The organism is Leclercia sp. Marseille-Q4284 (assembly GCF_916618945.1).
Classification (GTDB): Bacteria; Pseudomonadota; Gammaproteobacteria; order Enterobacterales; family Enterobacteriaceae; genus Enterobacter; species Enterobacter tamurae.
Genome location: NZ_CAKAKG010000001.1, coordinates 2,167,920 through 2,189,598, shown reverse-complemented (window position 1 = coordinate 2,189,598; position 21,679 = coordinate 2,167,920). Strand labels below are relative to the sequence as shown.

Genomic DNA, 21,679 nt, shown 5'->3' with positions numbered 1-21,679 from the left:
AGAGGTTAATGGAAAGCAAAGTAGTAGTTCCGGCGGAAGGTAAAAAGATCACCCTGCAAGACGGCAAGCTGAACGTCCCACACAATCCGATTATCCCGTTCATCGAAGGTGACGGTATCGGTGTTGACGTAACCCCAGCAATGCTGAAAGTGGTGGATGCCGCTGTTGAGAAAGCCTATAAAGGCGAGCGTAAAATTTCCTGGATGGAAATTTACACCGGTGAAAAATCTACCCACGTTTACGGCCAGGACGTCTGGCTGCCAGCTGAGACGCTGGATCTGATCCGTGACTACCGCGTTGCCATCAAAGGCCCACTGACCACGCCAGTCGGTGGCGGTATTCGCTCCCTGAACGTTGCTCTGCGTCAGGAACTCGACCTGTACGTCTGCCTGCGCCCGGTGCGTTACTACCAGGGCACCCCAAGCCCGGTTAAACATCCTGAGCTGACCGACATGGTTATCTTCCGTGAGAACTCCGAAGATATCTACGCGGGCATCGAGTGGAAAGCTGACTCTGCCGACGCAGAGAAAGTGATCAAATTCCTGCGCGATGAGATGGGCGTGAAGAAAATTCGCTTCCCTGAACATTGCGGTATCGGTATCAAGCCATGCTCCGAAGACGGCACCAAGCGCCTGGTTCGTGCAGCGATTGAATACGCGATCACCAACGACCGTGACTCTGTGACTATCGTTCACAAAGGCAACATCATGAAGTTCACCGAAGGCGCGTTCAAAGACTGGGGTTACCAGTTGGCGGCGGAAGAGTTCGGTGGCTCACCGATCGACGGCGGCCCGTGGCAGAAGATCAAGAACCCGAACACCGGCAAAGAGATCATCATTAAAGATGTGATCGCCGATGCGTTCCTGCAGCAGATCCTGCTGCGTCCGGCTGAGTACGACGTTATCGCCTGTATGAACCTGAACGGTGACTACATCTCCGACGCCCTGGCGGCGCAGGTTGGCGGTATCGGTATCGCACCAGGCGCCAACATCGGTGACGAGTGCGCCCTGTTCGAAGCAACCCACGGTACAGCGCCTAAGTACGCTGGTCAGGATAAAGTGAACCCAGGTTCCATCATCCTGTCCGCAGAAATGATGCTGCGTCACATGGAATGGTTCGAAGCCGCAGACCTGATCGTGAAAGGTATGGAAGGCGCGATTAACGCCAAAACCGTAACCTACGATTTCGAACGTCTGATGGAAGGCGCTAAGCTGCTGAAATGTTCAGAGTTTGGTGACGCGATCATCGAAAACATGTAATCCAGATTCTGGGTTATATGCGAACGGGAGCCTTATGGTTCCCGTTTTTTATTATTAGCTTTCGAACGGTTATCAAAAGTTTATCAAAACAAGTTATCAAAACCCCACCCCAAAATCCTATATCGCGATTGTCGTCCAATCCTTCCCACGGTCATCATGATAGCCATCAGTCTGCTGCTGGGACCTATGCCCAAGAAGCTCTTTCGTGTTCACACCCTGCGCTTTATATAATCTTTCCGCTAAAGAACGCTGCTCGTGAAAAGTAGACGGCGTCTTGCCTTCTTCCAGTGGTATCTCTGCTTTGTCACGGGCCTTGCTGAAATTAGTTGTCAGCGTATTGGATCTAACCTGCGAGCCACGTTCCGCTTGAGAGGTGGCTCTGAAAAAATGAACCAGATAAGGACTGACGGCATAATCCCTGCAACGAGAAATTATATCCCGCAAACTCCAGTTTATTGCGTTGAGACGAAGCGATAGAGGGATGGCAATTTTGCTCCCTGTCTTTTCCTGAAGTACGTGCAGGTGATCATCCCAGACATCGCTAAACTTCATATTGGAAATATCACCGAGGCGCTGGCCCGTCACCAATGCCAGCAGCATTGCATTCCCCATATATTGATGGGTGCTGTCTGCAATATCGAAAATCCGCTGCCATTCCTCCAGGCTAAGGCGCTGGCGGGTGATTTTTCGGCGGGGTTTTTTGGTCGCTGAGGCAGGATCGTAACCCGGAGGAACCTCACCCGCATGCTGCGCTTCTTTAAAAATATCAACTAAGACCGTCCGAACTACTTGGGCCATTCGCGGCTGGCCGGCTGTGACATACTCATCGAGCAATTGGGCAATATCCCGGACATCCACTGATGGCAGCAACTTCATTCCGACACGTTCTCGCAATAACGAAACCGGTTTGTTTTTCTGTTTGAACGTGTTCAGTTTGATATCGCCAGTAGCCAGACGCTCTTCCTGAATTTTCCAGTATCGGTCGAGCCATGTTGATACCGTGATCGCCTTACCTTTACTGGTGGCGATCCTGTCGCTGATCGCCAGAATTTGCCGGGTCCTCTGTTCTGCCAGGCGCTCGTTTGCTTCCGTGGCGATCGCTACAGCTTCGGCCTCATCAGTGCCTAACGCATGGAATTTGCCAGTGATTGGATGTTTGTAACGCCAGTAAACCTTATTCACCTTCCTGCTGTAGAGGGGGTAAAGGTTCGGAACAGATACATTGTTTTTACGTGGTCTGGCAGCCATCGTTCAAAATCCTTTGCAGCAATATGGAGTCGTTCTTCTTAACTACCGGCGCGGTCAGTTCACCTACCAGTTCAGCATCTTCACGAACACGCCATAAGCGGCCCTGCTTCATTGCTGGTGGAGAGAACTGATTCTGTTTTGCATATCGTCGAAGTGTCGACAAGCTTGGAGGGTTGCTTCTGTATTTTTCAGCGGCCCACTCTTCAAGAGTTAACATCTGGATCATATGCTTTACCTCATAATGGCCCAGAAACGGGCCATTGGCTGAAAAACTGAAATCAGATTGCTGTCAGGCGCTGCCAGATAGCTGATACGTATTTGACCTGGTGGCGGGCGTCGGCCAGGGCATTATGCTGATCGCCTTCAAAAGGGATGTCGTAGCGCGAGTTCAGCCCAACAGCTTTGCCCAGTTCGACAACAGTACGAACATCCCGATAGTTCCAGTGCGGGATCGGGAAGGGCGTGTCGGCCAGTTCGAAAGCTGCTTCCAGAAGTGGGCAATCGAAAGAGCTACCATTCCCCCAGAGCTGCACATTCTTCGAGTCGTTAGCCGCGTTTTCAGCAATGAAGTCGAGGAATTGCTCCAACGCTTCCACCAGGCCGACCGTATCATCCACCACGATTGCAGATCGTGCTTCCGGCGATTGCTTCAACCACCAGAGGATGGTGCTGGCATCTGGCCTGGCCCCGAATGACATCGACGATTCCAGGCTAATCACCTGATAGTATTCAGCACCGGTTTTCCCGCTGGCCGGGTCAAAGAATACTGCCCCCACAGAAACGAGCGGCGCGCCCGGTTTTTTACCCATTGTCTCGAGATCCACCATCAGGTGCGTGAACATGGTTTCCGATTTTGAGGTATCTGCCCCCAGTGCCTCCAGTTCCTCTTTCAGGCCCCCCTCCATTACCGCATAGGTTGCATCGCCAGCCACGGCACCACAGTCAGGGCAACCGCCGCCACCTTCGGTACCACAGCCAGTGCAGATGGTTCCCGCTACGGCATCTGTTTGCGCAGCAGCTGCATCAGCGCCTTCGTCTGGTGAAACCGCATCACTATTTTCTCCTTCCGCCGGGTTAGTCTCTTCCATCTGCACATCGCTGGTGGTCTCCTCATTAACCGGTGAACGGTCATCATTTTCTGTTTGTTTTTCGTTCATCAGGCCTTCGATGGAGAACATGCCGCCGCCGAGGTTCGCGACCTGCGGCTGACTGGCTAACTCTGCTTTTTCCGCTTCAATCTTCTCGTTAATTTCTTTTTCCCAGCTAACCTCTGGGGTGTGGCGAGCCGCCGCCAGCACTTCCGCTGTAGGATTCTCGTGGTCGGTTTCGGTCAGGTTTGCGTGGATGTGTCCGCGAATATGCTTAGGCTCGAAATGAATCCCTTTAAAAGCGCTACGGATCAGCGCAAAAATTGCAGCGCGGGAGTAACCCAGAATACCGGGCGTTGCGCGCAAAGCTTCAGACCATTCTTTAAACGGACTGTCATTCGCAGCGACGATAGCCTTCGCCTGGCGGAAAACATCACTTGGAATGTCGTAAATATTGAAATCTGCTGACAGCGTTGCCAACGCAATCTCAGTATCGAGCCCGTCAAAGTCGGGTTTGTAGTTAGGGTTGCGATCGGTTTTTCCGCCGCCGCCCGGCTGTGCTGCTGGCACCTCAGGTTCAGCAGCTGGCGCAGGCAGCGGCAGCAACTCAGTTGCAGCATTGAATTCAGCTGTCATCGTCTGGTTAACGAACTCCAGATGCGCAACCGGGTTCAGGTGGATATCCTCCGGCGCGATGCGCACCAGGTTGAAGATCGCCGCGCGGTTCACTGCCAGAACGCCAGGCTGGTTGCGCAGGATCTTGCTCCACGATTTCCACGGCTCTTCTTTGTTCGCGATAATCTCTTTGGCGCGGCGCGCAATGCTGCCCGGGATTTCACGATGGTTGAAGTCCATCGGCAGCAGGGCGCAGGCTATTTCCAGATCAAGGGTGTCCAGGGTATGTTGTGTGTCAGTGCCGCGGTCGGTTACGTATCCACCATCAGCATTGGTCCCTGAGTCAGTGCGCTGCACGAGGTTAATGCGATTGCCGGCGGCCCACTCTCGCGTCAGGATCCCGCGGTCAATGTGTCCGGTGTTGAACCACGCTTTGAAGAACTGGATGACGACAGACAGCTCTGTGCGTTTTCCATCAACTGGGAAGATGGTTTTCAGAGCACTGACCACTTTCCAGATGTCGGGCTCATGTGCTTTCTTGAAGCCCTCAACATTTTCGGCGGCCAGAATAAGGTTCTGCACGTAGCTGTTGTCCACATCCAGCTCAAGCTCCAGTATGGCCTTCTTCTGCTCTTCGTCGACGTGGTAGAGATAATGTTTGTCCGCGATGAACTGCGCCAGAAGACGCTGACGGAAAGGCAGGGTGGCGACGGTCGTCAATACCGGAAGTTTGCGCTCGCGGAACTCTCTTACCGCATCACAAACCGTTTCGGTACCATCTGCATCAACAATGCTTTCGCCAGTTTCGATATCCACGCTATCGACGATAGTGGTGTCGGTACCCTCAACAACTTTTCCGTCTGGATGAGGTTGCTGCGCAGTGCCGGCAATCACATTCCAGGTTCGCTGGTCGTCAGCCAGTTCGTAGCATTTGCACCAGGTGTAATCAATCACGCCTTCTTCAGGTAGATCGTCAACAACAGGCATGTCGGTACGAACAGGCTTGGCGTAGTCCTTACCGCGGCCAGTTTCGATACCTACATCTTCCAGCGCGACGTCCAGCTGCAGCGCAGCGCGTGACGCCGTATTGGCACTGAACCAGATAACACCGTCAGGTTTGCCGGATTTCTGAGTCGCCTTAATATGATAAAAAAATTCCATGGTGGAGCCTCGTTTGGGTGTAAGATACCCAACAGCTAATGAGCGCTGCTTAGGTAGTGGTCATTGGTCAAAACTCGATTCCGGAAAGCTTTGGTCGGCTGACCGGGTACTGAACCCGCCTTGCGCGGGTTTTGTGCTTATTGGGCGCTGGGCTTGTTCGCCAGCTGAGAGATAAGCACTCCGTCAAGTGCAACAAGAACCGGGTCGAACGTGGTATTCGACGGGATCTTGCTGACTGCGCGGATGACTACTGAAACTGAGATATCACCTTCACGAAGGCTATATCCGCCGCCCGGTCCTCTGTGTGAGGTGACCAGCTTGCCGCTGCGCAGCCGCTTAAAAATTTGCTCCAGGTAGGAAACTGAGAGCTTCGATTCTTTACTCAGTGTGGCGAGGGGTACTGGCTTGCCGCAGTAGATTCTTTCCAGAACCGCAACAGCCTGTACAGATGCCATCACTCGTTTCATTCCAAATTCCATAATGGATCCCTTCAGGGCCAGTCAGGCCATTGGTCAAAACTCGATTAAAAATGTAACGCTGGCTGTTGGTCGTCAGCCGGTTTGTACGGGTAACACTGTCCTTTAACGTGCTGCTCTGCGGCAGCTGCTTCACAAACCGCCTCGGTCTTATAAACCCCGAGCATGATGTCTGAGCATTCCCCGGTGAGGGCGCAGACGTTAACGATTAAGGCGAAAAGCGAGTTCATGCGTTGAGCTCTGGATTGCCTTTTTGCGCCATGAAGTAGCAGAACTTGCGGATCAGGACTTCAACAATGTTGAGGCGAATAGCCTGCTGTTTAACGGGATTACGTGCGTAGTCGATCATGGTTATCTCCTGTTTAATTTTGCCTGTCGTATCGCGGCCCTAACTTCAGTGCTATTGTGGTAATTCCCATACTGTAACGAGGGAATTAACTGTGGAAAAAGAAGAGAAGGTCTTGTATTTAACTCGCCTGGCGGTTGATACATATAACTCCCACCGTTCTGCTCAAATCTCATCCGGTCGAAATCTTTCAGACCAACACGATCCTGTTGAAGAGATTGAAAAACTCTATGTAAAATTCGAAGTCTTTCTTAACCAGAAGCTCGCAGAAGACGAATGGAAATAGGGTTATATGCTTTCCAGCCAGACCCATTTCTCCAGAGTGAGCCTTTGCAATGTGCATAAAGCTCACTCTTTCTGATGTCCATGTAATCCACAATTCTTACTCCTATATCAGCCTGTAACGCTGGCAAGCGGAACGGTACTATCTGCTGCGCATTGTTTGTATGTGCTTTGCTGGTGCCCCAGCTGCGGTGGTCAGTCGCTTCTCCGCCTGAAAAACTCGATAAACTCAGCAAATAGCTGGTTCACCGCAAAGCACATTCTCTGGTCATCTCATCCGGTGTTTCGTATGCCGCCGACAGCTACTACGTGGGCGTCCTGCCTGGATGACGTGTTGGGATAGGAGAATTATTATCGAAGTAATCGATAATAGTCAAATTAAATTGATAGGTAGGGACGTAAAAAAGCGGTAGGTCAGAATTAGCCTACTACAGCGGAACAGAGGAGCGTTGAAGGATTACTTAGCTGGAGGGATCAGATTTCTTTTTTGTAAATAAGAGGTTGCGAAATCATCAAGTTCCTTAAGGCGAAGCTCTATCATCCTGATTATTTTTTCTTTTTCATCGTCGGTAGGAAGTTCTTCAAAAACCTCGAGAAGTTTGGATTGCAACTCAGTCGCCGGTTTAAGTGAAGGCTTTGGCGCCCATGGATCAAGGTCCTCTTTAGGCTCGTTATCTTCCATAAAGAACCATGAAAGCGGATACCCCGTTGCAGCGGGAAGGCGGTTTAAAATTTCAGAGCGAGGCAATATGTCGGAGTTACACCAACCATTAACAGATTGAGCTTTAACGCCAAGCCTGCGTGCCAGCTCAGATTGGGACATCCCGAGATCATTAATCGCTTTTTGTAATCTCTTTCCGAAGTTCATCTCTTTATCCATTCAGATACTTAAAAACAATTATACAGATTTTTTCTGTAGTCTCTCTTATCGAAATAATTTGACGTTATCGATTAAATTTGATTTATTAGCCTTCATCGATACCAACAGAGATGAACCAATGAAGACATCAATTCAAAAAAAGCTCTTAAGCGTCTGCAGCCAGGCTGAACTTGGGCGCCGGATGAAGAGAAGGGCCCAGACAGTAAACGGCTGGTTTAAAAATAAAATCCCTGGAGAACTGGTTCTCAAAGTGAGCGAGGTAGTGGATTTCAAAGTAACTCCTCACGAGTTGCGCCCTGATCTGTATCCAAACCCCACCGATGGTTTACCTCAAAAGGATGCCTGACCATGCACTCGGTAACTTTTCAACATATTAACCAGCAGAATGCCGCTCCGCTGAAATCGAAAAATCATTATGAACCTCGCCGCAGAGACAGCTTACGACGCCAGTCTATCTTGGCAGCTGTTCGTGAATGGGAGCTCACTCTTCCCGGGCAGGCGCAGGACGTTATTACGCAGCTGGTGGCCGAACAGTGGGCCCGGGAGGGTGGCAGAGGGATAACAGTGAACAAGCAGAACCTCTATCGCTACCTGAAAAACGAAACCAACTCCAGCAAGTACACGGCTCACGTCATGCAGCTCGCAAACGCGATCGGTTTGGCAATGCCCATTGAGATCGCCAGAAAGCATGGCCTTCGACAGGGTAAAACCGATACTGAGCTGGTGGCCGATGCAATAAAAGAGACCGGCGAGCATCACCAGGCAAAGTTGCTGGGCCTGCCGAACGCGAAGCAAGCGAAGGAGGGTTTTGAAAACCTACTTGCCAACGCTGCATTGTTACCCGGAGAGCTTGCCGGCGTGATGATCGCCCACCTTCAGGCCCTGGCTCCACTTTTTACGTAATCGAGTTTTGACCAATGACCACCAGCTCGGCTGGTAATACGAGGATTTAGATGGCCCGTATCAGAACAGTGAAACCTGAATACTGGACAGATGAAAAGGTGGTGGAGTGTTCAATTCCAGCACGCTTACTGTTCATCGGGTTGTTCAATTTCGCTAATGACCTGGGCTGCCTGGAACGATCACCAAAGCGCATCAAGATGCAGATATTCCCGGCAGACAGTATCGACTGTGAGCCGCTCATCTGTGAGCTGATCACTCATGGATTACTCATTGAGTATTCAGTGAGTGGTAGCGATTACCTGTGCATTAAGGGCTTTTCCAAGCATCAGAAAATTAATCGTCCTTCAGCCACAAAAATACCCTCGCCACTCTCACTCACTGAGGCCGAAGTGAAAAACGAGGGTGGAATCAGTGAGGGCTCAGTGAGCCCTCATGGAGTTATCAATGATGGCTCACTGACGGATACGGATACGGATACGGATACGGAGACGGAAGGGAAAGGAATAAACCCCTCTCTTAGCGAGCGCGAAGCAAAAAGTCCGGTTCAGCCTCATCAGGACGAACCTCAAAAGTCGAGATATCTCGAAGGGCTGGATGAGCCGATCGGTAAGTTCACCATGACCAGCGCATGGCTGCCATCCAGAGATTTTCGCCAGCGTGCTGCGATGTGGGGGATTGCATTGCCTGAACCTGTTTACCTCCCGACAGAGCTCGCAGAGTTCGCGTCGTACTGGGAATCCGAAGGGAAAGTATTCACGCAGGTCCAGTGGGAACAGAAATTCGCACGGCACATCGTGCTGGTGAGATCCAAAAAACAACCGGAAACCGGAGGTAAGGACAATGCAGGAGTTCGGGGAGAGCCTACAGCATCCAGGGCTGTTCAGCAGATTCAGTCAGCCCACGCAGAGTGGAGACGTCGCAATGGACTTGATGGCAACGGAAACGGCGTGGCGCCTGTGGCAGGTCATGGGGGAAATATTCTCGAACCGTTGGACGCAGAAGAATGGGGCCGAGCCTTCGGCGCTCTGGATAGCCCAGATCGGCTCGATGAGTGAACAGCAAATCAGTCTGGTTTGCCAACAGTGCATGGAGCGCTGCGCAGCAGGAAACACATGGCCGCCTGATCTTGCTGAGTTTGTATCGCTCGTTTCAGAGAGCGGCGCCAACCACTTTGGCCTGACGTCCGACAGTGTCATGGGTGAGTATCGCCGCTGGCGTAACGAGTCCTACCGATACTCAGGTAGCGATAAATATCCATGGCCGCAGCCAGTGCTGTACCACATCTGCATCGAGATGCGCAGAACGGGCGTGGAGCGGCAGATGACAGAGGGGGAACTGAAAAAACTGGCAGAGAAGCTGTTAACGAAATGGAGTAAGCATGTCAGTAACGGCCTGTCGGTACCGCCGATTCGCCGCCAGCTTGCAGCACCGCAGCACCCGGCAGGGCCAACTCCGGCGCAGCTGCTGATGGAAGAGTACAAACGCCGCAAAGCGGCAGGTTTAACCAACTAAATCGAGTGATGACCAATGACCAAAGCATTAACCCAGAAAGACCAAGTGGCGATTTTTGTGCGCTACCAGCCGAACTGCGCCGTCGGCGACGTTTCCGAAGCGCTGGATATGTCAGGTGCAACAGCAGGCAAACTGCTTCGCGAGCTGAGTGACGATGGGGTGATCACCCGATCCCGCAACATCGTTCAGTACACCTACACGGCGGTGCCGCATGCCGATATTCCGGATGTGATCCTTCCGTGCATGGAGGAAAAAAGCGACCCGATCAAGATGCAGGCTGCTGAGCAGAAGGCAAAAGCGCTGGAAGAAAAAGGACTGTGGCGCCGCGCTGCAGCGGTTTATTCGGACATGTTCGGCATTGCCTGCAGCTCTGTGGAGGTTGCCTGGATCGCCAAACGCCGTAAAGAGTGCCTGCGCCAGGCGGGGAGGGCCTGACTGATGCCAAGACCAAAAACACACAGGGAACGCACCCTGTTCATCAGCTGGATTATCGAGATGGTGAAAAAGCATGGCCACGCTACGACCAATGATGTCGTCGCCATGTTCGGCCTGCACCGTACTACTGCCGAGAAATACATTCGGGCTGCCGTGAAGCAGGGCCATCTTATCCGCCACGGACGCTGCGGCGTCTTCCGCGACCAGCGGGCAGTTATTGACTTTGACATGGAGCGTTACACCAATCGTATGACGGCGAAATGAAACTAAAGATTGAGAATTAACTATCACCAAGCCGCCCGGAAAGGATTTTTAGGGCGGCTATAAGCGAAAAGCGGATGTTATGCCTGAAATAATGTTCCTTTAGTGTGAAGAGGATTTAAAGGAATAAGATAAAATTTACATGGCCGTCACCCAGTTAATCCCGAAATCCGGCCATGTAAGAACTTTCCAGGTTATGAAGGCAAGTTGATTCTAATTGTCATATTACGGGCAGGCCGTATTTAACGGATGTTAAACCAGCCAGTCGTTTCCTCAATTACACGCCAGAGTTTCTGGGGTATAGCAAGTTGCTCTACGTCTGATGCAGCAATACTGAGAGCAATTTTTCCTTCAGCTTTGCCATCAACGAATTTAACCCAGTCTGGGTTCATCACCATACCCTGACCTACTGCCGTCAAAGATACCCCTGCTTTTACAGCATCCTCGGCCTGCTCTGGCGTTCGCAACTGCCCGGCAACAATCAGAGGTATACGTCCAGCAAGGTGATCGCGCACGATTTCGATGACTTTGGAGCCATTCGGTGCATCAACTGGTCTGGCTTCAAGTGCATTACCGAGTGATACATGAAGATAATCAATACCCTCATCGACCAGGCGGTCAACCAGCTGAAGCGACTCATCAATGCGCAACCCATCTTCGTAATGCTCATCCAGTGAAATGCGGTATCCCATCAGGAAGGGATCGGTTGCATGCTCAGCAATCGTTTTACGCACACTCTCAATGACGCTGAGCGGGAAACGCATACGGTTTTTAAGGGAGCCGCCCCATTGATCTTCTCTACGGTTGGAATGAGGTGAGAAAAAGTTCTGAAGTAAAAAACCATGAGCACCATGTAACTCAACACCATCAAATCCTGCTTCTATTGCACGACGAGTTGCTTCCCCGAAATCCTGAATAACAGTTTCGACTTCAGTGCATGTCAGTTCACGAGGGGTAACGGACGGTGCGAAAGGACCGGCGTCACCGGGAATAGCGCTTGCAGCTACAATATCCGAAACCAGTTCAGGGCTGGTTTTCACACCTGCATGGAATATTTGTAAGATTGCCGGTGCTCCACCGCTTTTAGCAGCAATAGCAAGGCGCTTTAAACCGGGAATAAATTTGTCGTCATACGCAGCAAACTCTCCCGTAAACCCAATGCCGTTTTCCTGAACATGTGTACAGCCAGTAATGACCAGCCCGATGTCCTGAACGCGTCGACGATAATATGCTTCTTCCTCATAAGATACCGTGCCGTCATCATTACCCGACCAGGTCGTCATCGGGGCCATCACAATACGGTTGCGCAGCGTCACACCTTTTCCAAGTGGAAATCTTTCAAGTAGTGGATTTTGTTTCATGGAAAGTCATACCTATGCGAGATTTTTCTTGAAGAAAGGAGCCAGCTTACTCGCTGCAACCGTTGCACCCTGACCATCATAGAGGTCCATATGTGTTGCACCCGGAATGATATGCAGCGTTTTTTGGACAGAGGCCGCAGTGTTGTGTAATTCCTGGCTGTGCCAGAGCGATCCTGCTTTACTACCGGCTACAATCAGTAGTGGTTGTGTTAAATAGACATCAGCCCCTTCAAATCCGGTGAAAGACGCCAGCGTACTGATACTTGTCATCAGCATTTGATTGGTAGAAGTCGGATATTTTCCGCGTTCGGTCAGATAGTAGTCCGCAGCTTCCTGAAGATCTTTTGGAGCACTGGCATCACCCAATTTAGGCACATAGTTGACATAAACCGGTGCGCCGCCTGCTGCTTCGACTGTGCGCTGTTTAGCAACCGCATCCAGAGTTGGAATGAGTTCAGATTCTGATGTTGTTCCCTCCCAACCCTTACGGGTTGCGGCTCCGACATCCACAGCACTGACTGTTGCCAGCGCTTTGATTCGACGTTCCGTCATCGACGCTTTAACCGTGATACCACTGCCTGCACAAACGCCTAATGCGCCGATACGATTATTATCGACATAAGGAAGAGTGGTCAGGTAATCGACTGCGCTATAGAAATCGACGACTCGCTTCATGGGATCATCAATAAAGCGTGGTAATCCGCCACTTGCCCCCTGATGAGAGGCATCAAACGCCAGGGTGACAAATCCGTCTTTAGCCAGTTTGAGGGCATAAAGTCCCGCAGTCTGTTCCTTAACGCCACCACCAGGGTGGACAACGACAATAGCAGCGTATTGACGGTTTTCGCTGAAGTCCGGGGGTACATATACGTTTCCGGACATCATTATTTCATTGTTCCGGAACAGGACACTGCTGACTGTGACGCCATCTACGTGTGTCGTGGTGCCAGATGTACGAGGTGTTGGTGAGAGCAGGGCTGAAGCATGACCCGCCATCAATAATCCTGCTGAAGCCACTGAACTCGTCAGGATAAAATTTCGGCGGCTTAACCCGCCTGCTTTTTTACTCATTGCAAGACTCCTTCATTTACACGATGACGGCCCTGGCCGCTGAAAGAACACAGATAGTTTCAGCCGTCATCTTAATCTCTTTAGTATTGAGAAATTAGATGCTTAATTTCGCATGGGCTTAGAAGGAGGTTTTATTAATAGGGTTATAAGAAACTGAGTTCCATATGGACCAGGACAAACAGCGCTTAAAGGTTATGGGGCGCGGAGTGCTTCGAGCACAAGTGCAAATGCCGGAGAATGCTGTAGACGGCTGGGGTAGTAAAGATGATAGGGGGGACGCGGTGGACACCAGTCTGTCAGCACCTGGACTAATATCCCGTTTTCAAGATAATTCTCCACGATATCCAGCGGCAGATAAGCAAGTCCCAGTCCATCAAGGGCGGCCTGCCTCATCATATTTATTGTGCTGAAAGTCGCTCGTCCATCGATACGGACCTTAATTTCAGTCTCATCCTTGCGAAACTCCCAGGTATAAAATCCGCCATGAGTGGGCAGGCGTAATCTGATACAGCTATGGTCGTTTAAATCACGAGGCGTTCCTGGGTAGGTCTTCCCCATGAAATAAGAGGGCGCTCCGACCACCGCAAAACGGAAGTCCCTGGCAAGGGGCAGGGAAATCATATCCATATCAACCTGTTCGCCCAAACGAACTCCGGCATCAAAACGCTCAGCGACAATATCTTTGAGTCCGTACTCGCTGATAATTTCAATGTTGATATCGGGATACTCAAGCATCACCGGGGCAAGTTTAGGCCAGAGAATTGTATCGGCGGCGTGTTCAACGGCAGTAATGCGCACAGTACCGGCTGGTTTTTCTCGTAGTCCGCTCAGCGCAGCTATCTCACTTTCAATTTCGTCAAAATGGGGTCCTATACGGGAAAGTAGCCGCTCGCCAGCTTCAGTCACAGAAACGCTACGCGTGGTACGGGTAAGAAGACGAAGACCAAGGTCAGCTTCTAGAGTCCTCACCGTGTAGCTCAGCGCCGACTGTGAGACACCTAACTGAGCGGCCGCTTTAGTGAAGCTTTTTTCTCGGGCCACGGCGATAAAAGCTTGATAATCGTTCACATTTTTACGGCGCATTTATTGACCAGGTCCTTTTGGATTAATATTTCTTTCTTATAAAATAATTCCTGGGGTGGAGGTTTGTCTATTGGTAACGATCCGACGTTCCTCATCCATGACAAATATCCATTAGCACTTACTAATGCTCAACTTCCGCTTTTGGCACAAAACGGAAGTTACTCTTCCCTTGTAAGCGGGACTCTGTTGGGGCGTATTGAACTTTACAGACTTAAACGAGCGCTTTGCACACAGTGCGGCAAGCGGGCTTATGCTCTCATTTTTCATAATTCTTATCGGCATTTTGTGTGCCTAAAGCATTGATCAAAACGGCCCATAGGTATACTGTATATTCATACAGTTAATGCAGCGGAGGCTATTATGAGAGTTGAGTTAAGCATTGATAGAACTAAAGAACTTCCTAAGGGCGCTGTCCCGGCTCTGGAAAAAGAACTGTTAACACGACTGCAGGATCAGGTAGGCGATTGCACCCTGGTTATACGACGAACAGGCTCAGATGGGTTAAGTGTTCTGGGCGGTGAAAAGGACGCGAAGAAGAAGGTAGAAAAGATCTTCCAGTAGACCTGGGAAAGCGCTGACGACTGGTTTTATTAATTCAGCATGTAATTAGTTTCCTGGGTGGAAGGGGAGGTTTGGTGAAACAAAAAGAAGAATTTCCAAAAAAGGGTTATGCAGTCATCAGATGTCACGATGGGGTTATCGTTGCACGACTGCACTCATTTCCTGAATGTGACCGTGCGCTGATGTACAGGCGAGGTGATGTGGTGTCGTTTACGCCGCTTCTGGATGATGAGATTGTAGGGTCGCCAACTCTCTTTACGCAGATGCTGGAGCGGGCAGGTTACCGTGTTTCGCTTAATTCTGTTAAACTCCCGTCATAGGCCTGAACAACCTATACCTGCTGCGCCACTGGAGAGATACCATGGCGCAAAAACCATCCGAACAAGCACTTAAATTGGTTCCTTTCGGAATCAGCGATTTCTTTTTGCCTGCGCACTTACTGGTGACGGCATGAAGAAATCAAGCTTCATCCACACCCAGCTCACGACGAAAGAAGTGGACGAGCTTGAGGCCCGCTACCGTGCTAATGACGTGCGGACTGTGCGCAGCCTTGATTTCGATCTCATCCACTGGACGCTTACCGCTTATCTTCCCGAGGCAAACAGAGCCCCGCGCCAGGATAAGACCTTCCAGCAAAAGCTCTGGAGGGAAGCGTGAAGACCTACAACATCACCCCGATGGGCAAACCCAGGATGACCAGGGCGGATAAGTGGAAAAAGCGGCCGGAGGTTCTCCGATACCGCGCGTTCTGCGATCTCGTTCGGCTGCTGGGCGTCGAACTGCCGGAAGCAGGCGCACACATTACGTTTATCCTCCCGATGCCCCCGAGCTGGAGCCAGAAGAAGCGCCAGGAGATGACGGGGAAACCTCACCAGCAGAAGCCCGACAAAGATAACCTGGAGAAAGCCCTGATGGATGCCATCTATGCGGATGATGCCCATATCTGGGATTCTCGCGTTACGAAGCGTTGGGGTGAAGAAGGGCAGATCACTATCGGGGAGATCGCCTGATGCGCGCATTGCTGAAACCTGTTATCGCCCGCGAACTGGGTGTTGTTCTGCTGAAACCCGGCAGCGAGCTGATGCCCATGTTCACTGCAGGGCGCGTGCTGGTGGAGAGCCAGCCTGCCAGTATGGCCAGCTTTGAGACTGGGCGGGTGCCTGATCTTCGCCAGCCGCTGGCGGCCAACCCGGCGCTGCGTCCGTTCTTCCTCCACGAAAAGGTGATCACCGCTGCTGGTGGGCTGGCTGGCCTGGAATACTGGTTGCTGCGCCACGGCGGCGGCACCTGCCAGTACCAGCACAGCAATTACCACTACCACGAACTGACGACCATGCGACACAAGCCCGGCGCAATCCGCCTCTGCGGTCACTGCGACAACCAGCTGCGCGAGCAATTCACCGAACGTCTGGCGGAGCTGGCGCGGCAGAACGTCATCGACTGGGTGCTGGACACTGCGCGGTCGGCGCTGGCGATCGAGAAGACCCGCGAGATATCCCTGCCTGAGTTGTGCTGGTGGGCTGTTCGTGTCGGCGTCACTGATGCGCTGCCTGAATCCGTTGCCCGTGAGGCATTGCGCCTGCCAGCGGAGACACAAACGTACCGCGAGAGCGAGATAGTGCCGTCGGTACCGGCCACCAGCATCATCGCCGACAAGGCCCGCGCGCTACCTGAAGTTCGAGCCATTAAGCCAGTAGTGAGCGTACTTGTGGATCCCGAATCCCCTCAGACCCTGATGAAGCGGCCAAAGCGGACCCGCTGGGACAAACCCAAATATCTGGCATGGGTTAAGACGCAGCCCTGCGAGTGCTGCGGCAGACCGTCAGATGATCCACACCATCTAATCGGCTGGGGCCAGGGTGGCATGGGAACGAAGGCGCACGACAGTCTCGTGATCCCCCTGTGCCGCCAGCACCATACCGAACTACATGACGATCCGGTGAAATTCGAGCGTAAGCACGGTACTCAGCCGGAAATGATAATCAGAGTGCTGGACCGGGCATTTGCGCTCGGCGTTCTGGCTTAAGGAGCAGTACAGGATGACACCACGTCAACGCCGCATTCATATCGAAGGTCTGGGTAAAGCAGCTGCTGCACCGAGAAAAAGTTACCTCGGGAAGTTCACGCCTCTTAAGAGTGTTCAGTCTGCATGGATCAAATCCTTGCTGACGGTCTGGGGCGAATGCGTCGGCGGTAAAACCCGCGCGCAATACCGTCTGGAGAATTTCAGCCAGTTCTGGTCTGAGGTTAAGCAATCGGAGTGGTCGGACACTCAGCTGTCGCGCATCACTGAGGCGCTGGGTCAGGCGAGGGAAGAGGGGTTCCGTGGCGTTCAGGCAGCGCTGCGTGCCCGGTCCATTCTGTGGCCGGTGACCCTGTCAGCGCTGATCGAAGAGAGCGAGCGCCGCGATGATGCTGACTTTATCGAGCAGATCATGCTGAACACCTTCGACCTGCACGACCCGGTGTATCTGGTTGGCCGGCAGTTCTATACCACCCGCAAGAAGATGTCCGACATCACGCGGGAGTTGCAGCACGTGGCCCCCTGGCTCACTGACGGCGAAGCGCGTAAGCGCGTGCGGTGGTGCCTTGAAATCTTCCAGGCAAAGGTGTTTCTGACCGTGTGCCGGCAGATGAAAACGGAGCAAAACTGAGAGGCCTCTTAAAAAATATTTCAATTTATGTTGAAAACGGGCCAGAAAGATGAATAATTCATTCATGCTTGGCAGAGCTGCGCCACGATGGCAGCGTCGAAAAGCTCTTATCAAACAAATTACGAAACCTCGCTCCGGCGGGGTTTTTTTATTATTAATAAATAGCAAATGATATGTATCTTTAAAGATGCAAGCCACGTACAGTGCGCGGGTGGTGAATCCCCCTCAGCGGTGGGGCGGCTAGGCAAAACGAGTCGGGTTTGAAGAACGCGGTTCTGTGGTCTAGCGCAGGGTCACCGGGAGGCACCCGGCACCACAACCTCAGTATCATCTATATCTAAGGCTGCCGATTGGCGGCCTTTTTGTTTTACATGATTCTGGACTGCTTAACACCGCTGGCCTTTTTCTTTTTCATACTGAGTAAATAAAGTTAGCTTTGTTGAAGAAAGGCGATTAGGCTGCGCCTGTGGTGAATCCCCCTATGCGGTGGGGCGACTAGACTTGGAGGTGAATGACGCGATTCTGTGATCTAGCATAGAGTCACCGGGAGGCACCCGGCACTACAGTCCAATTACCACAGATTTCTAAGGCTGCCGATTGGCGGCCTTTTTGTTTTATATGACTTTAGCCAGCACAGCACCGCTGGTCTTTTTGGTTATACTGAATAAATACACAGATAAAAATAGCTTTATGGCAGGAAGAGGACTAGGCTGTGCCTGTGATGAATCCCCCTATGCGGCGGGGCGACTAGACATGGCAAGTGAGTAGCGCGATTCTGCGGTCTGGCGCAGCGTCACCGGGAGGCACCCGGCATCACACTCAATAATGAGCTTCTTTGCACGGTTCTGATATAGGCTTTGCCGCCCACATCCCGCATGGATTCCGGTTAACATATCAGATACTGTCGTCTTGATAAGTTCTGTCAGAGCTTGAAGAGGGCGATCATTATGGAACCAGGTTTTTACTGGATACAGTACGGCGGCAGGGTTCAGATTGCTTATTACACTGACGTCGAAATTGAAGACCCTGAAATAGGCAGAATCATTACAGGTATCTGGCATCTCACACAGGGCGATGATATTTGTGATGACGGAGAGGCTGAAATTTTAGCAGGACCGTTAAGGCCACCACATATTTGAAATAAACACCGGTGCGCTTCAATATATGGTATAGACTTTTAAGCGGTGAATCCCCCTGTGCGGTGGGGCAATCCAGTTGAAATATATGTAAGTGTGCTTGCGGCTCGTATAACTGGTAACGAGTCACCGGGAGGCACCCGGCACCTGTCTTAGTATCAATACCTGGGTTTAATATTGCCTGCTTGCAAAAGCAGGCTTTTTTATATGCGCTTCGTTAGTAGTGCTATTATTTAATCGTGAACCAAGCCATAGCCATTAACCTTATATCCTGACCGGTCAGTAACGCTGCTCGACACAGCTGCAATACGGATGGTGGCTAGGCAACATGCCTACCTACTTAGATTTAAACTCAGTTGGGCCCGCTGAAAACGCGGGCCTTTTTTATCTTAGTCTCCCGGAACCGAGCATTCACTTTGTCGGTAATTCATTCGGAGAGCCTGATCCCTTACCAAATAGCACCCGCATCCCAGCGAGGTGAGAGAAATGTCCCGTATGAGCAAACTTGTCACCGGAGTCGCCCTTGGCACCTCAGGAGGAACCATCCTGAACGGCGTCCTCACAAAACTGAGCCCTGACGAATGGAGCGCCATCGGCGTACTGGCTGGCATTGCCGGGATAATCATTACCGGGCTCATTAACTGGTACTTCAAACGTAAAGTTGCAAATGCGCAGGTAAAGGCGCTGGAGAAGTACGGACCTGCTGTCAAAGTCGGAGATGATTAGATGCCAATGACCAGTAGCCTGCGTAACAAACTCATCGCCGCTGCTGGTGGCGGTGTAATGCTTATCGCCTCGCTGTTTCTCGGTGGGCAGGATGGCGTAGAAGGGCGTAAGTACGAAGCGTATAAAGACGTCGTCGGGGTGTGGACTGTCTGCGATGGCCATACTGGACGGGATATCGTGAGAGGGAAGAAATATACCGATCGCGAATGTGACAGCCTGCTATGGAAAGACCTCCAGCCAGCCAAGCGTACGGTAGACAATCTGGTTAAGGTGCCGCTGGGCGAGTATCAGCGCGCCGCGCTCTACAGCTTCGTCTTTAACGTTGGCTCTGACGCGTTCTCGAAGTCAACGCTGCTGCGCAAGCTGAACAAAGGTGATCACGACGGAGCGTGCGAAGAAATGCGTCGCTGGGTTTACGCTGGTGGTATGAAGTGGAAAGGTCTTCAGAACCGACGAGAGATGGAGCGATCCATGTGCCTGGCGGAGAGCAGCAATGACCTTTGACTGGAAGCCTTTGCTTTTACTGGTTGTTATAATGGTATTCGGTGGGCTTGCGTTCTGGTTCTTCGGCAAAGCTGAAGATGAGCGTCAGCGCGCCGACACTGCCGAACACAACCTGAAGCTTGCGAAAGACACAATAAGTGATCTGCAGAAGCGCCAGCGCGACGTTGCAGCTCTTGATGCGAAATACACGAAGGAACTGGCAGATGCCCGGGAAAATATTGATCAGCTTCAACGCGATGTTGCTACTGGTAAGCGCCGGTTGCAACTCTACGCAACCTGTCCCGCGGACGGAGCGTCCTCAACCAGCAGCCTGGGCGATGCTTCCGGCCCCCGACTTACAGGCTCCGCTGAGCGGAATTATTTCACCCTCAGGGAGCGAATAGCCACTGTAACAAAGCAGGTAGATTACCTGCAGGAATTTATTATTACACAGTGCCTGAAGTAGCTGCTTGAAACTATATCCCATATGAAGTTCACAAAAGAAAACCCTTATAAGCAGGAAATTCGGTCTGCTTATAAGGGCATGCAAATGCATATCGTTACTTTATTACCATAATTATTTCGCTGGAATATCTTTATAGGAATAGTCCTGGAAGAGAAGGTGCTTCATACCCCGACAGGTAAGTGGTAACATTAATCAATGCAAACGGATTAAAGTTCGTTTAAAAAAGAAAGGCTAAAATGTTAGCCGGTTACGCTAGTTAGGCGGGATACGACGCTAAAAACAAAAAAAAAAGCCCCGGTGTGGGGCAACTTTGAGTCAAACTATTTTTCTTCTTATGTGCTTCTTGCTTTCATAGCGCGGGGACAATAACACTTTCGTTAGAAATTGCAATTTATTTGCAACTTTTATCTATTCCGCTGACTTATGCCTTACTAGAAAGTATCCCCAGTAGCGGATAATAGGATCGATATGTCAGCCTAAGGTCAAACGAACAAAACACTCAAAGCGCTAGTTCGCAGCAGCTGTATGGCGGCAAACGCAGAGCAATGGCCTTCTAACGGTTCTCTCATTAGAGAGCCAGCTTAGCCTCTGGTAAAGGTTGATGAGAAAAGCATTACTGAGAGCGCCAATTCCGAGCTGGCTGTGCATGACCACAGAGCGAAGAATCCGCTAGGCGAGCGCGGCGAATGCATGAGTATGGTTGCCATTACAGAGCACACCTGATGATGAAAAACGATAAAGATTTTACGAGGGATTATGGTGTGAAACCAGTTGATTTCGCTGCTTTAGTAGGTTTATTGCGTTAATGTATGCTATAAGTCAACACATTCGACACCTTTTCTTTTTAAAGGATGCTTAACTTTTTTTTATGTATAGACTCAACTCACCACTCCTGAAATGGTTATGAGAAAGGTGTATTGCTTATTTATGAATCGTATTTCGCCTAGCGGCCCCGGAGTAATACGGGCTGGAATATAAGCAGTGCTAATTGAGATCATGTAGCAGCATGGTTTTTTTAAAAGTATCAGCGTTTCTTTGAAGACAAAATGACAATTGCCTGAAAACAGACGCATATGGATTGAGGCAAATCGATGAAAAAAGTTTTGGTTTTCTTCAACTCGCAACAGGTAGAAGTCATAAATGTGCTTAAACCAGTAACATCTATTATACGGAATTACCCAAATGGTGATGAAGTATCGTTAAAAGTAATGCTTACTGAAATACATTCATTAACAGGCGATCACATCGATATTTTTGTTGCTTCTGATCGGGAGCTTAACAAAGAAGAAGTAATAAGTGCAGTGAATAAATACCTTTGAACTGTACGTAAGCGGCATCAATGGTCATTTTCAGTTTATCGATAAGTGAGATGATTTTAGAATTCACAATTTAAAGATTATGGTGGATCCCCCTCAGCGGCGGGGCTAAGTAACCTGATGGCTCTTCTTCACTGGCGCTCATCGTGAAAGACTGAAGCAGCGAGTCACGGGTGGTTGACCCAAAGGCTCACCGGGAGGCACCCGGCACCATATGCCCAAAGCCCTTGTAGAAATACAGGGGCTTTTTATCGTCATCAACGTGAGCAGAACTAACTTAGTGGGGGGCTATGTCAAAGAATTTGAAAGCAAATTCTCTACGTATTCAGCGTATGCAATATTGATAGTCTATAATT

Annotated in this window: 29 protein-coding genes; 19 read left to right on the top strand and 10 right to left on the bottom strand. The window is 50.9% G+C overall.

The genetic code is table 11. The features are described from left to right. Window positions 1–8 precede the first annotated feature (8 nt). Window positions 9–1,259 carry an NADP-dependent isocitrate dehydrogenase gene (icd, locus tag LG383_RS10345; RefSeq protein WP_106992776.1) on the top strand — a complete coding sequence of 417 codons (1,251 nt, stop codon included), beginning with the start codon at window positions 9–11 and terminating at the stop codon, window positions 1,257–1,259. Between the two features lie 117 nt (window positions 1,260–1,376). Here icd and LG383_RS10340 read toward each other — a convergent pair whose 3' ends face one another. From LG383_RS10340 to LG383_RS22935, 6 genes are all read right to left on the bottom strand, one after another. Beyond that, entirely contained in the window at window positions 1,377–2,507 is a 1,131-nt protein-coding gene (locus tag LG383_RS10340; RefSeq protein WP_106992777.1) for a phage integrase Arm DNA-binding domain-containing protein, read from the bottom strand. Continuing rightward, window positions 2,488–2,733: an excisionase gene (locus LG383_RS10335; protein ID WP_106992778.1), complete on the bottom strand. Its 246-nt coding sequence runs from the start codon at window positions 2,731–2,733 to the stop codon at window positions 2,488–2,490. The genes LG383_RS10340 and LG383_RS10335 overlap by 20 nt, the downstream gene beginning before the upstream one ends. A gap of 52 nt (window positions 2,734–2,785) precedes the next feature. Then, window positions 2,786–5,371 (bottom strand): exonuclease, encoded by a 2,586-nt coding sequence (locus LG383_RS10330; RefSeq protein ID WP_225759055.1) that lies wholly within the window; start codon window positions 5,369–5,371, stop codon window positions 2,786–2,788. Between the two features lie 137 nt (window positions 5,372–5,508). After that, the gene (locus LG383_RS10325; protein ID WP_225759054.1) at window positions 5,509–5,850 is read right to left on the bottom strand and encodes an Rrf2 family transcriptional regulator; all 342 of its coding nucleotides are present in this window, start codon (window positions 5,848–5,850) and stop codon (window positions 5,509–5,511) included. A 44-nt stretch (window positions 5,851–5,894) separates the two neighbouring features. Then, window positions 5,895–6,077, bottom strand: a complete 183-nt coding sequence (locus tag LG383_RS10320; protein ID WP_166182175.1) for a DUF1482 family protein — start codon at window positions 6,075–6,077, stop codon at window positions 5,895–5,897. Further along, window positions 6,074–6,196, bottom strand: a complete 123-nt coding sequence (locus LG383_RS22935) for a hypothetical protein (protein WP_255474660.1) — start codon at window positions 6,194–6,196, stop codon at window positions 6,074–6,076. Before LG383_RS22935 ends, LG383_RS10320 begins: the two co-directional genes overlap by 4 nt. A 91-nt stretch (window positions 6,197–6,287) precedes the next feature. Between LG383_RS22935 and LG383_RS10315 the strand changes: the two genes are divergently transcribed. Further along, window positions 6,288–6,479, top strand: coding sequence for a hypothetical protein (locus tag LG383_RS10315; RefSeq protein WP_225759053.1), 192 nt, complete (start codon window positions 6,288–6,290; stop codon window positions 6,477–6,479). A gap of 453 nt (window positions 6,480–6,932) precedes the next feature. Here LG383_RS10315 and LG383_RS10310 read toward each other — a convergent pair whose 3' ends face one another. Then, window positions 6,933–7,355, bottom strand: a complete 423-nt coding sequence (locus LG383_RS10310; protein ID WP_225759052.1) for a helix-turn-helix domain-containing protein — start codon at window positions 7,353–7,355, stop codon at window positions 6,933–6,935. Window positions 7,356–7,473: 118 nt separating this feature from the next. Here LG383_RS10310 and LG383_RS10305 point away from each other — a divergent pair, with 118 nt between their 5' ends. Genes LG383_RS10305 through LG383_RS10280 form a run of 6 tightly spaced genes read left to right on the top strand, consistent with a single transcriptional unit; the run spans window position 7,474 to window position 10,469 of the window. Beyond that, the gene (locus LG383_RS10305) at window positions 7,474–7,701 is read left to right on the top strand and encodes a YdaS family helix-turn-helix protein (RefSeq protein WP_159339128.1); all 228 of its coding nucleotides are present in this window, start codon (window positions 7,474–7,476) and stop codon (window positions 7,699–7,701) included. 2 nt (window positions 7,702–7,703) lie between these two features. Then, the gene (locus tag LG383_RS10300; RefSeq protein WP_225759051.1) at window positions 7,704–8,258 is read left to right on the top strand and encodes a toxin YdaT family protein; all 555 of its coding nucleotides are present in this window, start codon (window positions 7,704–7,706) and stop codon (window positions 8,256–8,258) included. Window positions 8,259–8,308: 50 nt separating this feature from the next. Further along, a complete protein-coding gene (locus LG383_RS10295) occupies window positions 8,309–9,313 on the top strand; it encodes a DnaT-like ssDNA-binding domain-containing protein (protein WP_225759050.1) in 1,005 nt (334 codons plus the stop codon). After that, window positions 9,225–9,770 (top strand): replication protein P, encoded by a 546-nt coding sequence (locus LG383_RS10290; RefSeq protein WP_225759049.1) that lies wholly within the window; start codon window positions 9,225–9,227, stop codon window positions 9,768–9,770. The genes LG383_RS10295 and LG383_RS10290 overlap by 89 nt, the downstream gene beginning before the upstream one ends. A gap of 15 nt (window positions 9,771–9,785) precedes the next feature. Continuing rightward, window positions 9,786–10,205: a PerC family transcriptional regulator gene (locus LG383_RS10285; protein WP_225759048.1), complete on the top strand. Its 420-nt coding sequence runs from the start codon at window positions 9,786–9,788 to the stop codon at window positions 10,203–10,205. A gap of 3 nt (window positions 10,206–10,208) precedes the next feature. Beyond that, window positions 10,209–10,469: a DUF977 family protein gene (locus tag LG383_RS10280; protein ID WP_106992783.1), complete on the top strand. Its 261-nt coding sequence runs from the start codon at window positions 10,209–10,211 to the stop codon at window positions 10,467–10,469. 239 nt (window positions 10,470–10,708) lie between these two features. Here LG383_RS10280 and LG383_RS10275 read toward each other — a convergent pair whose 3' ends face one another. The 3 genes from LG383_RS10275 to LG383_RS10265 all read right to left on the bottom strand — a co-directional run bounded on the left by LG383_RS10275 (window position 10,709) and on the right by LG383_RS10265 (window position 13,981). Then, complete coding sequence (locus LG383_RS10275; protein ID WP_225759047.1) at window positions 10,709–11,827, bottom strand: NADH-dependent flavin oxidoreductase; 1,119 nt, start codon at window positions 11,825–11,827, stop codon at window positions 10,709–10,711. Window positions 11,828–11,839: 12 nt separating this feature from the next. Further along, complete coding sequence (locus tag LG383_RS10270) at window positions 11,840–12,898, bottom strand: alpha/beta hydrolase (protein ID WP_225759046.1); 1,059 nt, start codon at window positions 12,896–12,898, stop codon at window positions 11,840–11,842. 192 nt (window positions 12,899–13,090) lie between these two features. Beyond that, entirely contained in the window at window positions 13,091–13,981 is an 891-nt protein-coding gene (locus tag LG383_RS10265) for a LysR family transcriptional regulator (RefSeq protein WP_106992784.1), read from the bottom strand. A gap of 360 nt (window positions 13,982–14,341) precedes the next feature. On the opposite strand from LG383_RS10265, the gene LG383_RS10260 reads away from it, so the two are divergent. The 11 genes from LG383_RS10260 (at window position 14,342) to LG383_RS10210 (ending at window position 21,326) form a co-directional block, all read left to right on the top strand. Beyond that, the gene (locus LG383_RS10260; RefSeq protein ID WP_106992785.1) at window positions 14,342–14,542 is read left to right on the top strand and encodes a DinI-like family protein; all 201 of its coding nucleotides are present in this window, start codon (window positions 14,342–14,344) and stop codon (window positions 14,540–14,542) included. Between the two features lie 74 nt (window positions 14,543–14,616). Further along, window positions 14,617–14,862, top strand: a complete 246-nt coding sequence (locus LG383_RS10255) for a hypothetical protein (protein ID WP_072010775.1) — start codon at window positions 14,617–14,619, stop codon at window positions 14,860–14,862. Between the two features lie 130 nt (window positions 14,863–14,992). Next, window positions 14,993–15,199 carry a hypothetical protein gene (locus LG383_RS10250; RefSeq protein ID WP_225759045.1) on the top strand — a complete coding sequence of 69 codons (207 nt, stop codon included), beginning with the start codon at window positions 14,993–14,995 and terminating at the stop codon, window positions 15,197–15,199. After that, a complete protein-coding gene (locus LG383_RS10245) occupies window positions 15,196–15,552 on the top strand; it encodes a RusA family crossover junction endodeoxyribonuclease (protein WP_225759044.1) in 357 nt (118 codons plus the stop codon). The genes LG383_RS10250 and LG383_RS10245 overlap by 4 nt, the downstream gene beginning before the upstream one ends. Further along, window positions 15,552–16,568: a DUF968 domain-containing protein gene (locus LG383_RS10240; protein WP_225759043.1), complete on the top strand. Its 1,017-nt coding sequence runs from the start codon at window positions 15,552–15,554 to the stop codon at window positions 16,566–16,568. The genes LG383_RS10245 and LG383_RS10240 overlap by 1 nt, the downstream gene beginning before the upstream one ends. Window positions 16,569–16,581: 13 nt before the next feature. Further along, window positions 16,582–17,196 carry a hypothetical protein gene (locus LG383_RS10235; RefSeq protein WP_106992787.1) on the top strand — a complete coding sequence of 205 codons (615 nt, stop codon included), beginning with the start codon at window positions 16,582–16,584 and terminating at the stop codon, window positions 17,194–17,196. Between the two features lie 947 nt (window positions 17,197–18,143). Next, window positions 18,144–18,335 (top strand): hypothetical protein, encoded by a 192-nt coding sequence (locus tag LG383_RS10230; RefSeq protein ID WP_106992788.1) that lies wholly within the window; start codon window positions 18,144–18,146, stop codon window positions 18,333–18,335. Between the two features lie 492 nt (window positions 18,336–18,827). Next, entirely contained in the window at window positions 18,828–19,058 is a 231-nt protein-coding gene (locus LG383_RS10225) for a class II holin family protein (protein WP_166182177.1), read from the top strand. Window positions 19,059–19,064: 6 nt separating this feature from the next. Further along, complete coding sequence (locus tag LG383_RS10220; RefSeq protein WP_166185172.1) at window positions 19,065–19,562, top strand: lysozyme; 498 nt, start codon at window positions 19,065–19,067, stop codon at window positions 19,560–19,562. Next, complete coding sequence (locus LG383_RS10215) at window positions 19,552–20,007, top strand: lysis protein (protein WP_106992790.1); 456 nt, start codon at window positions 19,552–19,554, stop codon at window positions 20,005–20,007. The genes LG383_RS10220 and LG383_RS10215 overlap by 11 nt, the downstream gene beginning before the upstream one ends. Window positions 20,008–21,098: 1,091 nt before the next feature. Further along, the gene (locus LG383_RS10210; protein ID WP_166182178.1) at window positions 21,099–21,326 is read left to right on the top strand and encodes a hypothetical protein; all 228 of its coding nucleotides are present in this window, start codon (window positions 21,099–21,101) and stop codon (window positions 21,324–21,326) included. Window positions 21,327–21,679: the final 353 nt, after the last annotated feature.

Coding starts and splice junctions, on each gene's coding strand:
- LG383_RS10285 (WP_225759048.1), top strand. CDS start 9,786: ATGACCAAAGCATTAACCCAGAAAGACCAAGTGGCGATTTTTGTGCGC.
- icd (WP_106992776.1), top strand. CDS start 9: ATGGAAAGCAAAGTAGTAGTTCCGGCGGAAGGTAAAAAGATCACCCTG.
- LG383_RS10330 (WP_225759055.1), bottom strand. CDS start 5,371: ATGGAATTTTTTTATCATATTAAGGCGACTCAGAAATCCGGCAAACCT.
- LG383_RS10230 (WP_106992788.1), top strand. CDS start 18,144: ATGGAACCAGGTTTTTACTGGATACAGTACGGCGGCAGGGTTCAGATT.
- LG383_RS10310 (WP_225759052.1), bottom strand. CDS start 7,355: ATGGATAAAGAGATGAACTTCGGAAAGAGATTACAAAAAGCGATTAAT.
- LG383_RS10250 (WP_225759045.1), top strand. CDS start 14,993: ATGAAGAAATCAAGCTTCATCCACACCCAGCTCACGACGAAAGAAGTG.
- LG383_RS10235 (WP_106992787.1), top strand. CDS start 16,582: ATGACACCACGTCAACGCCGCATTCATATCGAAGGTCTGGGTAAAGCA.
- LG383_RS10220 (WP_166185172.1), top strand. CDS start 19,065: ATGACCAGTAGCCTGCGTAACAAACTCATCGCCGCTGCTGGTGGCGGT.
- LG383_RS10320 (WP_166182175.1), bottom strand. CDS start 6,077: ATGAACTCGCTTTTCGCCTTAATCGTTAACGTCTGCGCCCTCACCGGG.
- LG383_RS10340 (WP_106992777.1), bottom strand. CDS start 2,507: ATGGCTGCCAGACCACGTAAAAACAATGTATCTGTTCCGAACCTTTAC.
- LG383_RS10290 (WP_225759049.1), top strand. CDS start 9,225: ATGGGGGAAATATTCTCGAACCGTTGGACGCAGAAGAATGGGGCCGAG.
- LG383_RS10270 (WP_225759046.1), bottom strand. CDS start 12,898: ATGAGTAAAAAAGCAGGCGGGTTAAGCCGCCGAAATTTTATCCTGACG.
- LG383_RS10325 (WP_225759054.1), bottom strand. CDS start 5,850: ATGGAATTTGGAATGAAACGAGTGATGGCATCTGTACAGGCTGTTGCG.
- LG383_RS10210 (WP_166182178.1), top strand. CDS start 21,099: ATGAAAAAAGTTTTGGTTTTCTTCAACTCGCAACAGGTAGAAGTCATA.
- LG383_RS10275 (WP_225759047.1), bottom strand. CDS start 11,827: ATGAAACAAAATCCACTACTTGAAAGATTTCCACTTGGAAAAGGTGTG.
- LG383_RS10300 (WP_225759051.1), top strand. CDS start 7,704: ATGCACTCGGTAACTTTTCAACATATTAACCAGCAGAATGCCGCTCCG.
- LG383_RS10265 (WP_106992784.1), bottom strand. CDS start 13,981: ATGCGCCGTAAAAATGTGAACGATTATCAAGCTTTTATCGCCGTGGCC.
- LG383_RS10295 (WP_225759050.1), top strand. CDS start 8,309: ATGGCCCGTATCAGAACAGTGAAACCTGAATACTGGACAGATGAAAAG.
- LG383_RS10305 (WP_159339128.1), top strand. CDS start 7,474: ATGAAGACATCAATTCAAAAAAAGCTCTTAAGCGTCTGCAGCCAGGCT.
- LG383_RS10225 (WP_166182177.1), top strand. CDS start 18,828: ATGAGCAAACTTGTCACCGGAGTCGCCCTTGGCACCTCAGGAGGAACC.
- LG383_RS10260 (WP_106992785.1), top strand. CDS start 14,342: ATGAGAGTTGAGTTAAGCATTGATAGAACTAAAGAACTTCCTAAGGGC.
- LG383_RS10335 (WP_106992778.1), bottom strand. CDS start 2,733: ATGATCCAGATGTTAACTCTTGAAGAGTGGGCCGCTGAAAAATACAGA.
- LG383_RS22935 (WP_255474660.1), bottom strand. CDS start 6,196: ATGATCGACTACGCACGTAATCCCGTTAAACAGCAGGCTATTCGCCTC.
- LG383_RS10240 (WP_225759043.1), top strand. CDS start 15,552: ATGCGCGCATTGCTGAAACCTGTTATCGCCCGCGAACTGGGTGTTGTT.
- LG383_RS10280 (WP_106992783.1), top strand. CDS start 10,209: ATGCCAAGACCAAAAACACACAGGGAACGCACCCTGTTCATCAGCTGG.
- LG383_RS10215 (WP_106992790.1), top strand. CDS start 19,552: ATGACCTTTGACTGGAAGCCTTTGCTTTTACTGGTTGTTATAATGGTA.